Source organism: Streptomyces sp. NPDC005374 (assembly GCF_042872225.1).
Taxonomy (GTDB): Bacteria; Actinomycetota; Actinomycetes; order Streptomycetales; family Streptomycetaceae; genus Streptomyces.
Genome location: NZ_JBIAKA010000011.1, coordinates 372,974 through 387,255, shown reverse-complemented (window position 1 = coordinate 387,255; position 14,282 = coordinate 372,974). Strand labels below are relative to the sequence as shown.

Below are 14,282 nucleotides of genomic sequence, written 5' to 3'. Positions count from 1 at the left end.
GTGTCCGTCCTCGGTCCGGCGGCTCGGTCCCTCGAACAGTGCCCGGCTCCGGACGCCGGCCACTGCGGGCGGACACCCCCCACCCCGTCCCCTTCACGCCGCCGGCGACTGCAGGCACGTCCACCGTCCCTACCCGGGGGGCGGGGGCCGTGTGCATCCAAAGGTGCGTCCACCGTCCTCACCCAGGGGTGAGGGGCCGTGCGCGTCCGAAGATGCGTCCACCGTCCCCACCCAGGGGCGCGGGGAACTGCGCGACCAGCCCCCACCCCGTGCGCGTCCAAAGGTGCGTCCACTGTCCCCACTCAGGGGCGCGGGGAACTGCGCGGCCAGCCCCCACCGGGCCGCAGTCGCCCGGTAATCGGAATCGGTACCCCGCGGAAGCGCTATCCCTTCGACGGGTGGGGGGTTGAGCCGTACGCCGTCAGGAAGCGGTCTCGGAAGGAGCTCATCTTCCAGACCGGGGCGTTGTGGGCCGGCTTGAGGCCGTCGGTCCAGTTCCAGGAGGCGATCTTGTCGAGGACCTTCGGGTCCTTGGCGACGATGGAGATCGGCACGTCACGGCTGGCGTTCTCGCCGCTGACCCGCGCGATCGGCTGGTGGTCGCCGAGGAAGACGAGCACGGTGTCCGCACTGCCGTAGCGCTCCAGCCACTGGGTGAGGCTGGTGACGGAGTACGAGATGGACTTGCCGTACTCCTGCTTGGAGCGGGTGGAGTCGGCGATGATGTCGGACGCCTTGTTGCCGGCCCTCTGGATGGGCTTGAAGATCGAGCCGTCGCCGAGCTTGTCCCAGGGGACCATCTTCGGGATGGGCGCCCACGGCTGGTGGCTCGACGTCAGGATGATCTCGGACATCAGCGGCTTGTCGCGCTTCTTGCTGTGCACCTGGCGCTGGTAGGCCTCCAGGGCGTACTGGTCCGGCATCGTCGACCAGCTGAACTTCGGTCCCTGGTAGCCGAGTTGGAAGGCGTTGTAGACCTTGTCGAGGTCGTAGAACTTCTGCTCCGGCCAGCCCTTCTGCACGCCCGGCATGACGCCGACGGTGTCCCAGTCGCCGGTCTTCTTGAAGGCCTTGGTGAGGCTGAGACGGTCGCTGGCCATGACCGTGCGGTAGCGCTGCTGGTTGTCGATCCACAGGCCGGAGAGGGTGGTCGAGTGGCCGAGCCAGCTGCTGCCGCCGTACGTCGCCGAGGTCAGCCACCCGCTCTTCGCGTGGAAGCCCGCCTTCGCGAGGGCCGCGGTGCTCGTGGCGAGGGTCTTGTCGACGCCGGGCGCGATGCCCTTGTCCTCGACGGCGCTCCTGCCGTAGCTCTCGATGAACGTGAAGATCATGTCCTTGCCGCGCAGATCCGGCACCAGCTGGTCGCCCGGCGTGTTCCCGAAGGCGTCGACCTTGGCCACCTTCTCGAAGGCCGCCTCGTCCCGCACGGTCTGCACCACCTGCTTGGCCTGGAGAAAGGTGAGCGAGGCGGTGTGTTCGGAGGCCAGCGGGGTGCCGAAGATCTGCAGACCGAGGGCGGAGCAGGTGACCCAGACGGTGGCGGCGACGAGGGTGCCGCGGGTGGCGGTCCGCCGGTCCAGGATCAGCAGACCGCTCAGCCTGACCATCGCCCACGTCATGAGGGACAGGAGGAGGAGGACCAGGACGACCGCGCCGACCGCGGCCCCGACCGCCACCGCCTGGCCCATCGAGTCGGAGATGTACGACTGGGCGTCGTTGAGCAGTTCCCAGTCGAGGATGAGGTTGAAGCCCCGTCCGAGGTAGTCGTTGAACCCCATGTCGAGCAGGTTCAGGATCGTCATCACGCCGAGCGCCACGCCGGACACCACGGCCACCGCCAGCCGCGGCCGACGCGGCAGCGCGAGTGCCACGGCCGCGCCGAGGATCGCCTCCGCCGGGATCCGCACGAACTCCCTGGCATGCAGATGGGTGACCTTGTTCGGCATGAGCAGGGCGCCGAGGACGAGCAGCGCGGCGAGGACGTTCACCGTCCACCGGATGGTGCGTGCGGCGACGGGGTGCTGCTCGCGCCACCTTCCGAGCCGCGCCCGCAGGGAGGGCTTGCTGTCCGGTGGACCGTCCCCGACGGGCGCTTCGGCCTCGGGTGACGTGCTCTCTGCAAGGGTCTCGGACACCCGAGGATCCTTCCGTACGGGTCCTGGTAGGAGGCGGATCCGATATGGGGTCTCGGATCCGCCACCGTCCCGTACGTCCGGCTTCGCGCCCCGGTTCACGGCCCAGGGCAAACACCGGACCAATGCTTGGTCAACGGTGAGATTTCAGGCTCCTCCCACCGCCGTCAGCAACGCCAGCGGCGCCGCCGCGGACCGCGATTCCCGCACGCACGCGTGCGGATACGGCACCGGCTCGCCGTGGGACTCCCGCCCGTACCCGGCGAGAACCTCCGGCAGCCGATGCCCGGCCGCCGTCGCCGCGTCCACCAGGCCGTGCGCCACGGCCCGCGCCTCGTCGTGCAGCCCGTAGCGGGCGAGACCGAGTGTGATGAGCGCGTTGTCGTGCGGCCACACCGAGCCCCGGTGGTACGACAGTGGGTGGTACGCCGGTTGTCCGGCCGCCAGGGTCCGCACCCCCCAGCCCGAGAAGAAGTCCGGCTCCAGCAGCCGCCGCCCCACCAGTTCCCCGTACTCCTTGTCGAGCAGCCCGGACCACAGCAGATGCCCGGCGTCGGAGGCCAGCGCGTCGACCTGGCGGCCCTCCCCGTCCAGCGCGAGCGCGGGGAACGTACGGTCCGGCATCCAGAAGTCCCGCTGGAACCGGTCCCGCAGATCGGCCGCGGCCTGTTCGAGGAGGGCCGCGTACGTCTCGTCCTCCCACACCGTGCGCGCGAGCCACGCGGTCCTGCGCAGTGCGTCGTAGGCGTAGCCCTGCGCCCCCGCGGCCGTCACCGGGCCGCTCGCCCGCGTTCCGTCGGCGCCGCAGATCGCGCCGGGGGAGTCCTTCCAGTTCTGGTTGGCGAGGCCGCCCTGGTCGGAGCGGTAGACGAGGTAGCCGCGCGAGGTCAGCCCGCCGTGGTCGAGCATCCAGCCGATCGCCGCACGGGCGTTGGGCTCCAGGCGCCGGGCGAGCGAGACGTCCCCGGTGTGCTCCACATACGCGCCGAGCAGGACGAGGAACAGCGGTGTGGCGTCCACCGAGCCGTAGTAACGGCCGTACGGCACCTGCCCGAAGTGCGCCAGCTCACCGTGCCGCACCTCGTGCACGATCTTGCCGGGCTGGGACACGGAGGCCGCACCGGTCTCGGTCGCCTGGGTCGCGGCGAGCGCGGGGAGCGTCGCGGCGGCCAGCTGGGGCCGGTAAGGGAGGGCGAACAGCGAGGTGAGGAGGGCGTCCCGGCCGAGCAGGGTCAGGAACCAGGGGGCTCCGGCGGCCGGCACGAGCAGGTCCTCGCCATCCGGACCGGTCGCCGGGACCTGGAGCGAGGCCAGGTCGGCGAGCCCGCGCGCGCATGCGGCCGCGAGTTCCGGCCAGCCGGTCGGGAAGGCTACGCCCTCGACGAACTCGCCCTCCATCGCGATGAGTTGGCGGTTCAGCGTGGCAGGGGAGCTCGGCACCCGGCGGGCCCGCCTGTCGCCGTGCGGGCGCGCCATCACGCGCAGGGTCAGTTCGGCCGTGCCGTGCGGCTCCAGGTCCAGTGTCCACACCAGGCGCCGCGCTCCGGTGCCCGTCTCCTCGACGCCGTCCGGGGCCGGGTCGGCCGTCACCGTCGTACAGGAACGCCATTCGCCGCGCTGGTAGGTGAACTCCACGCCGTCGTCGAGGACTTCACGGGAGCGGTGCGCGCCGGTCTTCGGGTAGGTGCGGAAGTCGGAGCGGAGTTCGAACTGGTCGGTGAAGTCGGCGTCCGCGGTGACCGCGAGCCGGACCGTCGTCGGCACCGGGCGGTTGCTGGTGACGCGGAGGGATTCGACGAACGAGCCGTCCCCCACCGCCTGTTCGCGGAAGAGGGTGCAGGCGGGCGGCTCCTGGCGGCCGCCGCGCGGGACCAGGACACAGCGTGCGGTGTCCCCGTCGGCGACCGGTGACAGCGCCTCCGGGACCGCGCCGTCGACCGTGAGCTGCCAGCGGCTCAGATGCCGGGCGTCCCGTACGAACATCCCGTCCGGGGCGCTGCCGCCGCCCCGGACACCGCTGATGTCGCCGCCGTCACCCACGGCAGCGAACGTCCCGCCGTGCACGAGCAGATGATGCCGGTCCGTCATCGCAGGTTCCCTCCCTTGAGCCCCATGGGGAGCCCCATGTCCGCCGTGACTGTGGTGCTGTGCGTGGCTGTGGTGTCGCTGTGCAGCAGGTCCAGTGCGAGCGCGGCGGTCCAGCTGAAGCCGGTCGTCCCGCAGGCCTCGCCGGTGTACGGGTCGACGTACTCCGCGAAGTCGGTGGCCTCGGCGAGTTCCAGGACCGACTCCCGCAGGGCGTCGGCGCGTTGCTGCTCGCCGTGGGTGCGCAGACCCCGCTCCAGCAGCCAGGCGGTGTTGAACCAGGCCGGGCCGCGCCAGTAGCGGTGCGGGTCGAAGGCCTCGCCGAGGAGGTCGTGGCTGGGGACGAGGCGGGTGGTGGCGCCCAGTCCGAAGTGCGGGCCGGACGCCGTACGCAGGAGCGACTCGACGATGTCCCGCGGGAGGTCGGGGAGGAGGAGCGGGATCAGGCCGGAGACCCCGCGCTCGGGGATCAGGGTGCCGCGCCCGTCCGGGGCGGGCCACCGCAGGTCCCGGCACAGGAACATGCCGCTCGCCGGGTCCCACAGCCGCTCGACCAGCGCCGCCGTCAGCCGCTCCGCGCGCGCGTGGCGGGCCGTGCCGGGCGCGCCCAGCTCCTCGGCGATCCGGGCGAGCGCGTGCTCGGAGGCGATGAGCAGGGCGTTGAAGGAGGGGTCCTCGACCGCGAAGCCGCCGCCTCCGTCGGCGTATCCGGCATCCCGGTAGTCCGTCGCCAGCCGTACGTACCGCCCGTAGTCCAGGTCCGTCGGCCGGTCCTCGGCCGCCCCGTGGTCGAGGTCGGCGCGGCGGAAGGAACGGGCCGGGGCGGGGGTCACCCTGCTGAGGGGGAGGTCCCACGAGGGGCTGTTGTCCATACCCTGTTCCCAGGGGTGCACGACGGATGCGAGCCCGCCGCCGCCCAGGTCGCGGCGGTGCAGGAGGTAGCGGTGCCAGGCGGCCAGGCGTGGGTACACCCGGGCGAGGAAGCCGCGCGCGCGGGAGAGCCCGGGGTCGGCGCGGTGGACCAGCCACGCGGCCAGCGCGTGGACCGGTGGCTGCACGATGCCGGACGTCTGTACGGTGCGCGGGGCGCCCGCGGAGTGCCCCGCGGTGGAGGAACGCCAGAAGTCGGGGCTCGGGAAGTACGCGTCGAGGGGTACGGAGGGGTTGAAGACGATGTGCGGGATGCGCCCGTCGCCCCACTGGGCGGTCAGCAGCGTCTCCAGTTCCGTCTGTGCCCGCAGCGGCGACAGGTGGCGCAGGCCGATCGCGATGAACGCGGAGTCCCAGGACCACTGGTGCGGGTACAGGCCGCGCGAGGGCACCGTGGAGGTGCCGGTCCAGTTGCCCTCCAGCACCCTCGCCGCCCCGACGTGCAGGGAATGTGACGAGCCCGGCGGATCGTATGCGATCGAGCGCTCCATGGAAGGGGTGATGAGCTGGGCAAGGCGATCCACTCGGGGCTCCCCGAAGACGTGTGGCTGACCGGTTCGGTCAGGGCTACCGTAGAGTTACGTCTATTTAACACGCAAAACTCAATATGTAATGCAGAGTTGAGAAACACAAGGGGGTGCGCATGGCTGGACGGAGTCAGACCGGCGCCGGAGATCTGCTCGAACTGGTCCGCAGCGGGCGAGCCGTCACGCGCGGAGCGCTCCAGCAGGCCACCGGACTGTCCCGGGCGACCGTCGGCCAGCGCCTGGACCGCCTCTTCCGCGCGGGCTGGCTGCGCGAGGGCGCCGGGGGTCCCGTCGACTCCCCGCTGGGCGGCCGCCCCTCCATCACCCTGGAGTTCGACGACTCCCACGCCGTCGTCCTCGCCGCCGACCTGGAGACCCGGCACGCGCGTGCGTGCGTGCTCTCCCTGACCGGCGAGATCCTCGCCGAGCACAGTGGTCCCCTCGCGATCGAGGACGGTCCGGACACCGTGCTCGGTGAGCTGGGCCGCTGGTTCGCCGAACTGCTGGAGAAGGCGGGACACCGGGCGGAGGAGGCCTGCGGCATCGGGCTCGCCGTACCGGGCCCGGTCGACATGGAAAGTGGCCGAGTGGTCCAGCCGCCGATCATGCCCGGCTGGGACGGCTACGACATACGAGGCCGCCTCGCCAGGGCCTTCACCGAGCACACCGGCACCGGCCCGGTCCCCGTGCTCGTCGACAACGACGCCAACCTCATGGCGTACGGCGAACAGCGCACGGCCCACCCCGACTGCTCGGCGTTCGTCCTGGTCAAGGTCTCGACGGGCATCGGCGCCGGAGTCGTGGTCGACGGCTCGGTCTACCGGGGCATCGACGGCGGCGCGGGCGACCTGGGCCACATCCGGGTGCCCGCGGGCGCGGAGGCGCTGTGCCGGTGCGGTTCCTACGGCTGCCTCGCGGCCGTGGCGAGCGGCGGTGCCGTGGCCCGGCGGCTGGCGGCGGCCGGGGTGCCGGCGGCGTCCGGCTCGGATGTGCGCGACCTCCTCGCGTCCGGGCATCCGGAGGCGGCGGCGCTCGCCCGGGAGGCGGGGCGGCAGGTCGGGGACGTGCTGGCGACGGTGGTGACCCTGCTGAACCCCGGGGTCCTGATGATCGCCGGAGACCTCGCCGGAACTCCCTTCCTCACCGGCGTCCGGGAGCTGCTGTACCAGCGGGCCCTGCCGCGCTCCACCGCCCGCCTGGAGGTCGTGACCTCACGGCTCGGGGAACGGGCCGGGCTGGTGGGGGCGGGGGCCCTGGTCGTGGAGCATCTGTACGCCGCGGAGCGGGTGGAGGAACGGCTGCTGGCCATGGGCGTGTGACGCCGACGGTTCGCAAGTGTGTGACGTCCGCGGTGCATGGGCGTGTGGCGTCTGTGGGGCGTATGACGTCCACGGGCATGTGGCGTCCGCGGTCCGGGGGCGTGTGACGTCCGCGTTTCCGTCTCCGTTTCTGTCCGGAGACCCGTCCGCATGGTGAAATCCGGGCGCCTGTGGCAGCGTGATTCTCGCCACCCTTGAGAAGGGCTGCGCTCGGATGAGCGGATCATGGGCGACTGCACTTCTCCAAGGGGTGGCACTGAGTGCCACCCCTTGATCGTTCATCGATCGAAATCAACCGTGCGAATCAGCGCTCAGACGAGCGGTCGGGAGGGGTCTACGGGGGTTGCCGTGTTCAAGAAGTGAAAACACCGGACGTCTGTCGCTTGCCAAGCTTTGACTTTCGATCCGCTGGCGGACGGCTGGTTACGGGCGTATGACGCCCAAGCAGACGTACCCAGAAGCCTTCGATCTGGGTATGTTCCTGGCCGTCAGGGCAGCCACCGCGTCCTCGAGGGAGTCGAGACCCGTGTCGGAAAACAAAGAACCCCACGTAGCCAAGTTCGTCTATGACTTCACCGAGGGAAACAAGGACCTCAAGGACCTCCTGGGTGGCAAGGGCGCGAACCTCGCCGAGATGACCAACCTGGGACTCCCCGTTCCCCCCGGCTTCACCATCACGACGGACGCCTGCAAGGTCTACCTGGACAGCGGCGACGAACCCGCGGCACTGCGTGACGAGGTGAGTGCGCACCTCGACGCGCTGGAGCAGCGCATGGGCAAGAAGCTCGGCCAGGCCGACGACCCGCTGCTCGTCTCGGTCCGCTCCGGAGCCAAGTTCTCGATGCCCGGCATGATGGACACGGTCCTGAACATCGGTCTCTCCGACAAGTCGGTCCAGGGTCTCGCCAAGCAGGCCGGCGACGACCGTTTCGCCTGGGACTCCTACCGACGGCTCATCCAGATGTTCGGCAAGACCGTCCTCGCCGTCGACGGCGACCTCTTCGAGGAGGCCCTCGAAAAGGCCAAGGAGGCCAAGAAGGTCACGGTCGACACCGACCTGGAGGCCGCCGACCTCAAGAAGCTGGTCACCGCCTTCAAGAAGATCGTCAAGAAGGAGGCCGGCCGGGACTTCCCGCAGGACGCGCGCGAGCAGATGGACCTCGCCATCCACGCGGTCTTCGACTCCTGGAACACCGACCGAGCCAAGCTCTACCGTCGCCAGGAACGCATCCCCGGCGACCTCGGCACCGCCGTCAACGTCTGCTCGATGGTCTTCGGCAACCTCGGCCCCGACTCGGGCACCGGCGTCGCGTTCACCCGCGACCCCGCCTCCGGCCACCAGGGCGTCTACGGCGACTACCTCCAGAACGCCCAGGGCGAGGACGTCGTCGCGGGCATCCGCAACACCGTCCCGCTCGCGGAGCTGGAGCAGATCGACAAGAAGTCGTACGACCAGCTGATGCAGATCATGGAGACGCTGGAGAACCACTACAAGGACCTCTGCGACATCGAGTTCACCATCGAGCGCGGTCAGCTGTGGATGCTCCAGACCCGGGTCGGCAAGCGCACGGCGGGCGCGGCCTTCCGTATCGCCACCCAGCTGGTGGACCAGGGCCTCATCGACGAGGCCGAGGCGCTCCAGCGTGTCACCGGCGCCCAGCTCGCCCAGCTGATGTTCCCGCGCTTCGACGAGGACACCAAGGTGGCGCAGGTCGGCCGGGGCATCGCGGCCTCGCCGGGCGCGGCCGTCGGCAAGGCCGTCTTCGACTCGTACACGGCGGTGAAGTGGTCGCGTTCCGGCGAGAAGGTCATCCTGGTCCGCCGCGAGACCAACCCCGACGACCTCGACGGCATGATCGCGGCCGAGGGCATCCTGACCTCCCGCGGCGGCAAGACCTCCCACGCGGCCGTGGTCGCACGCGGCATGGGCAAGACCTGTGTGTGCGGCGCGGAGGAGCTGGAGGTCGACACCAAGCGGCGCCGGATGACGGTCCCGGGCGGGCATGTCGTCGAGGAGGGCGACCTGATCTCCATCGACGGCTCCAGCGGCAAGGTGTACCTCGGTGAGGTCCCGGTCGTGCCGTCGCCGGTCGTGGAGTACTTCGAGGGCCGGATGCACGCGGGCGCCAACGACGCCGACGAGCTGGTCGAGGCCGTGCACCGGATCATGGCGTTCGCCGACCGCAAGCGCAGGCTGAGGGTGCGTGCCAACGCCGACAACGCCGAGGACGCGCTGCGCGCCCGCCGCTTCGGCGCCCAGGGCATCGGCCTGTGCCGTACCGAGCACATGTTCCTCGGCGACCGCCGTGAACTGGTCGAGCGCCTCATCCTGGCCGACACGGAGACCGAGCGCGAGGAGTCGCTGAAGGCGCTGCTCCCGCTCCAGAAGAAGGACTTCGTGGAGTTGTTCTCGGCGATGGACGGGCTGCCGGTGACGATCCGGCTCCTCGACCCGCCGCTGCACGAGTTCCTCCCCGACATCACCGAGCTGTCGGTCCGCGTGGCGCTTGCGGAGTCCCGTCAGGAGCCGCACGAGAACGAACTCCGGCTCCTTCAGGCCGTACACCGCCTGCACGAGCAGAACCCGATGCTGGGTCTGCGCGGCGTACGCCTCGGACTGGTCATCCCCGGTCTGTTCACCATGCAGGTACGGGCGATCGCCGAGGCCGCGGCCGAACGCAAGGCCGCCAAGGGCGACCCGCGCGCGGAGATCATGATCCCGCTGGTGGGCACGGTCCAGGAACTGGAGATCGTCCGCGAAGAGGCCGACCAGGTGGTGGCCGAGGTCGAGGCCGCCACGGACACCGAACTCAAGCTGGCCATCGGCACGATGATCGAGCTCCCGCGCGCCGCGCTGACCGCCGGTCAGATCGCGGAGGCGGCGGAGTTCTTCTCCTTCGGCACCAACGACCTCACCCAGACGGTGTGGGGCTTCAGCCGGGACGACGTGGAGGCGAGCTTCTTCACGGCCTACCTGGAGAAGGGCATCTTCGGCGTCTCCCCGTTCGAGACGATCGACAGGGACGGCGTGGGCTCCCTGGTGAAGCTCGCCGCGGAAGCGGGCCGTAAGACCCGCCCCGACCTCAAGCTCGGTGTCTGCGGCGAGCACGGCGGCGACCCGGAGTCGGTCCACTTCTTCCACGAGGTGGGTCTGGACTACGTCTCCTGCTCCCCGTTCCGCATCCCGGTCGCCCGCCTGGAGGCCGGCCGCGCGGCGATCACGGCGAACGGCAGCGACCACCGGTAGCCCTCGTACGGCCACTGGAACCCCGGATCCGCCGCCCGTCCCCGACCCTCAACCGATGGGCGGCGGTTCCGGATCACATGGAGAGGGCGGGACCCTGTGCGGGGGTGCCGCCCTCCCGTGCGTCATCCCGATGCCGAGCCGAAGATTGCCGGACCCCAACAGTGTGCAGAGGTTCGCCGCCCGTGCATGCTGATGTCTTCCGGTGGAAACGGGGTGGCAGTGGCAGTAACCACGAGTCGCAGCGTGGCGCGTGCCCGCATGGGATCGGGCCTGGCGGTGACGGTTCTTCTGCTGCCCTTGGGCGGCTACGGGCCGGCCAGGGCGGGGCTGGTCCCGGAAGACGCACTGATCGTGCTCGGCCTGCTGTGCGGGCTCGTCGGCGCCGTCCTCCTGCCCGAACTGGGCGAGGAGCGGGCGCCGTTCCGGCACTCGTCGTCGTACCTGATCGCGCGCACCCTGACCGGCGAACGGTCCGTCGACCTCGACCGGATCACCACTGTCCGGCTGCTGACGACCTTCTCGTACAGTGGCGCGTACCGGTGCCTGTCCGTGCGCGACTCCCACGGTGTGCGCCTGGGTGTCACGACCGAGAGAAGCCGCAGGAAGCTGCGCCGAGCGATCGAGAAGGCGGAGGCGAACGCCGCGCGAGGTGTCCCCGCGCCCCGCGTGAGCCGTGCGGCCCGGGCACATCTGGGCCTTGACCCGGGGCGAGGGCTCGTCGTCCACACCGTTCTCGCGTTTGTCTTTCTGACGGTGTCCGGGGCCCTGTACGTGGTCGCCGTACTCCGCCTCAGCGGGCAGTGAGCCCTTTCGGGCCCGCCGGCTGCGACCGAGCGCCGTTGTGCGGGTGGCCGGCCACTACGGCCCGTCACAGGTCCGGTAGCAGGAGCCAGACCTCGGAGAAGGCGAGGCCGTGCTCGCGGGTCACCACCCCGCACGGGCAGCCCAGTGAGATCAGGCGCCAGTCGCAGGTCACCGTCCACGGGCCGGTCCTGCCCCCGCACGCCGGGCAGCCGACGGTCTCGGCCGTCCACACCCCGGGCGCGGGTCTGCCGTAACGACGGAAGCGGCCCGCGTACCGGACCTGCCAAGGCTCGACCGGGGGCGTGAGCGGGACGGTCCCGGGCCGGCTCGGTGAGGCCAACACGGAGAAAAGCGCGATCAGTTCGGGGAGCAGCGACTCGCCGGCCTCCGTCAGTGGCACGGCCGGACCGTCTGCCGTCCTCGCCGAGGGCCCGTATCTCGGGGCCGCCGCTGCGCCCGGGGGGTTCGGGGCGTCGTGCCAGGGCAGGAAGGCGCGGGCGACGGCGGCCAGGAGAGCGGCTGCGGGCGGACTGACGGCGCCTGCGTCGAGGTGGTGGAGGGCGGTGCGCAGAAGGCGTTGGAGTCGGCGGTCCCGGTCCGTGGCCGACATCCGTGCGGTCGCCGCCCGCCGGACAGGCAGCGGGGCCGCGAGGCGCTCCAGGACGGCTGCCGCTGCTTCGGAGTCCGCCGGGGCGGGGCGCCACTTCCCGGTGGCCAACAGCATCCGGGCCTGGCCGGTCTCACGGGTCAGGGCACGTGTCCGCAGCGGCCGCGGGCCGACGGCCGCCCCGTGAGTCTCGTGTCCGCTCGTCATGCTGCCGCCTCCGGCCGACCCCGCGCCTCAGCGCATGGCGCGGCGCCTGCGCGCCGACGCCACCAGCGCGCCACCGGTGAGCAGGACCGCCGAACCCGCGGCGGCGAGGTACACGGTGGTGTCTCCGCCGCCGGTCTCGGCGAGGTCCCGGTCCTTCTTGCCGGTGGCGTCGTCGGCCGCCGCTGCCGCCGCGTCGTCGTCGTGGGGTTCGAAGTCCGCGGGCGGCCGGTCGCAGCCGATGCCGTCGCCGTCCCGGTCGAGCTGGCTGCCGTAGTGCTCGTCGCCCTCGGGGATGTTCGCGTACCCGGCCGCGTACGCCTCGGTGCAGTTCTCGAACGGCTGGTCGCCGTCGTGGGCCGAGGCGGCACCCGGCAGCACGGCCAGGGCCAGCGCGGCGACGGCGATAGCGCCGGGCTTGCGGAGCAGTTTCACAGCAGGTCCTTCCGGATTCATGATGATATCCATGCGCGTGATCAGGAAGTGGTGATCAGCCGGATATGAGGTGACGAACCTAATGAGGTGCGGATGCCGTGTCGGAGATATGAGGGACCTGTGATGAGAACGTGACGTGACCGGAAGGTAGCTCTCCGCGACATGGCTCCGCGACCGCATACGCCGGGCGTGCCCCGCTCGTCGGCTGAGCCGCACCCGTCGGAGGGAGCCCGGTCATGTCCGGCTGGAACGAGAACGCCATCCCCGATCAGAGCGGGCGCCTGGCCGTCGTCACCGGGGCCAACAGCGGCATCGGCTACGTCACCGCACGGGAACTCGCCCGCAGGGGCGCCCACGTGGTGCTCGCCTGTCGCAGCGAGGCGCGGGGCGTCGAGGCGGGGGACCGGCTGGCCGCCGAAGTCCCGGGCGCGGAGGTGGAGTTCGCCCGCCTGGACCTCGGGGACCTGGCCTCCGTACGGGAGTTCGCGACGGCGTATCCCTACGACCGCCTCGACCTGCTGGTCAACAACGCGGGCGTGATGGCGCTGCCGTACGGCACGACGGCGGACGGGTTCGAGACGCAGTTCGGCACCAACCATCTGGGCCACTTCGCGCTCACCGGGCTGCTGTTGCCCACCCTCCTCGCCACGCCCGCCGCACGCGTCGTCACCGTGTCCAGCACGGCGCACGCGCTGGCCAACATCGACATCGACGACCTCAACAGCGAGCGCCGTTACCGCCGTTGGATCGCATACGGCCGGTCCAAGACCGCCAACCTGCTCTTCGTGCACGAACTGGCACGCAGGCTCGCCGCCCACGGGTCGGACGTGACCGCGGCGGCCGCGCACCCCGGGTACGCGGCCACCAACCTGCAGACCGCGGGCCCGAGTATGGCGGGCCGCAGGGCGACGGAACGCTTCATGCGGATCGGCAACCGCTACTTCGCCCAGTCCGCCGACAGCGGCGCGCTGCCCACCCTCTACGCCGCCACCGCCCCCGGCGTCCCCCCGGACTCCTTCACCGGCCCCTCCCTGGCGGGCTGGCGAGGCTCCCCGGCGCCCTCCTGGCGTGCTCCATGGACCCGCGACGACCAGGCGTCCAGGCGCCTTTGGGCCGCCTCGGAGCAGCTCACCGGGGTGACGTACGACGCCCTGAAGGTCTGACCGCCGTCAGGCCGTCGCCCCGCCGTCCACCACCAGGTCCGTGCCGACCACCGAGGACGCGTCGTCCGAGGCCAGGTACAGGACGGCCGCGGCGATCTCCGACCTGGACGAGACGCGGCCCAGCGGGAGCGCGTTCCGCACGCGGTCGGCGCGGTCCGCCTCCGTCTCCCCGGGGCGCAGGGACATCGGGGTGTCCACGGGACCGGGGCTGACCGCGTTGATGCGGACGCCGTCGTGGATGTGGTCCAGGGCGGCGCCCCGGGTGAGCGCGGAGACGGCCGCCTTGGTGGCCGCGTAGGCGGCGGCGCCGGGGCGTCGGGTGTGGGCGCCGATGGTGGACGCGATGTTCACGATGGCGCCGCCGGAGGACTGCGAGCGCATCCGGCGGACCTCGGCCCGCAGGGCCAGGAACACCCCGGTGAGGTTGATGTCGAGCTGCTCCTGCCAGTCCGCCGACGACAGGTCGGCCAACGGCTGCCCGCCCCGGAACACCCCCGCGTTGTTGACGGCCACGTCCAGGGACCCGAAACGGTCCACCGCGGCGTCCACGACCGCCTCGATCTCGGCGGCCCGCGAGACGTCGGCGGTCACCGCGAGCGCCTTGCCGCCCGCCTGCTCGATCAGCCGGACCGTGTCCGACAACGGTTCCTGCCGCCGTCCTGCCACGACCACCTGCGCACCCTCCGCGGCGAACGCGACGGCGATGGCCTGGCCGATTCCCGAGCCCGCGCCGGTGACGAGAGCGGTCCTGCCGATGAAGCGCGTCATGATCTCCCTTATTCTTGACCGATCGATTCAGTATGGCGGCAGGAAAAAGGGCGCCGCCCGC

At 71.3% G+C, this 14,282-nt stretch carries 10 protein-coding genes; 4 read left to right on the top strand and 6 right to left on the bottom strand.

Annotation, left to right across the window (positions count from 1 at the left end; translation table 11 throughout):
• Positions 1-383: 383 nt before the first annotated feature.
• From ACFYRX_RS28715 to ACFYRX_RS28705, 3 genes are all read right to left on the bottom strand, one after another.
• Positions 384-2,135, bottom strand: coding sequence for a CDP-alcohol phosphatidyltransferase (locus ACFYRX_RS28715; protein WP_389105524.1), 1,752 nt, complete (start codon positions 2,133-2,135; stop codon positions 384-386).
• 144 nt (positions 2,136-2,279) lie between these two features.
• A complete protein-coding gene (locus tag ACFYRX_RS28710; RefSeq protein ID WP_389105521.1) occupies positions 2,280-4,220 on the bottom strand; it encodes a glycogen debranching N-terminal domain-containing protein in 1,941 nt (646 codons plus the stop codon).
• Complete coding sequence (locus tag ACFYRX_RS28705) at positions 4,217-5,671, bottom strand: hypothetical protein (RefSeq protein WP_389105519.1); 1,455 nt, start codon at positions 5,669-5,671, stop codon at positions 4,217-4,219. The genes ACFYRX_RS28710 and ACFYRX_RS28705 overlap by 4 nt, the downstream gene beginning before the upstream one ends.
• A 119-nt stretch (positions 5,672-5,790) precedes the next feature.
• Between ACFYRX_RS28705 and ACFYRX_RS28700 the strand changes: the two genes are divergently transcribed.
• The 3 genes from ACFYRX_RS28700 (at position 5,791) to ACFYRX_RS28690 (ending at position 11,044) form a co-directional block, all read left to right on the top strand.
• Positions 5,791-6,993: an ROK family protein gene (locus ACFYRX_RS28700; RefSeq protein WP_389105517.1), complete on the top strand. Its 1,203-nt coding sequence runs from the start codon at positions 5,791-5,793 to the stop codon at positions 6,991-6,993.
• A gap of 526 nt (positions 6,994-7,519) precedes the next feature.
• Positions 7,520-10,240: a pyruvate, phosphate dikinase gene (gene ppdK / locus ACFYRX_RS28695; protein WP_389105514.1), complete on the top strand. Its 2,721-nt coding sequence runs from the start codon at positions 7,520-7,522 to the stop codon at positions 10,238-10,240.
• Between the two features lie 213 nt (positions 10,241-10,453).
• Complete coding sequence (locus ACFYRX_RS28690) at positions 10,454-11,044, top strand: hypothetical protein (RefSeq protein ID WP_389105512.1); 591 nt, start codon at positions 10,454-10,456, stop codon at positions 11,042-11,044.
• Positions 11,045-11,108: 64 nt separating this feature from the next.
• Here the strand turns inward: ACFYRX_RS28690 and ACFYRX_RS28685 are convergent, their stop codons facing one another.
• Both ACFYRX_RS28685 and ACFYRX_RS28680 read right to left on the bottom strand, forming a co-directional pair.
• Entirely contained in the window at positions 11,109-11,858 is a 750-nt protein-coding gene (locus ACFYRX_RS28685; protein ID WP_389105510.1) for a hypothetical protein, read from the bottom strand.
• A 27-nt stretch (positions 11,859-11,885) separates the two neighbouring features.
• Positions 11,886-12,290 (bottom strand): excalibur calcium-binding domain-containing protein, encoded by a 405-nt coding sequence (locus ACFYRX_RS28680; RefSeq protein ID WP_389105507.1) that lies wholly within the window; start codon positions 12,288-12,290, stop codon positions 11,886-11,888.
• Between the two features lie 236 nt (positions 12,291-12,526).
• Here ACFYRX_RS28680 and ACFYRX_RS28675 point away from each other — a divergent pair, with 236 nt between their 5' ends.
• Complete coding sequence (locus tag ACFYRX_RS28675; RefSeq protein WP_389105506.1) at positions 12,527-13,453, top strand: oxidoreductase; 927 nt, start codon at positions 12,527-12,529, stop codon at positions 13,451-13,453.
• Positions 13,454-13,459: 6 nt separating this feature from the next.
• Here the strand turns inward: ACFYRX_RS28675 and ACFYRX_RS28670 are convergent, their stop codons facing one another.
• Positions 13,460-14,221, bottom strand: a complete 762-nt coding sequence (locus tag ACFYRX_RS28670; RefSeq protein ID WP_389105503.1) for an SDR family NAD(P)-dependent oxidoreductase — start codon at positions 14,219-14,221, stop codon at positions 13,460-13,462.
• Positions 14,222-14,282: the final 61 nt, after the last annotated feature.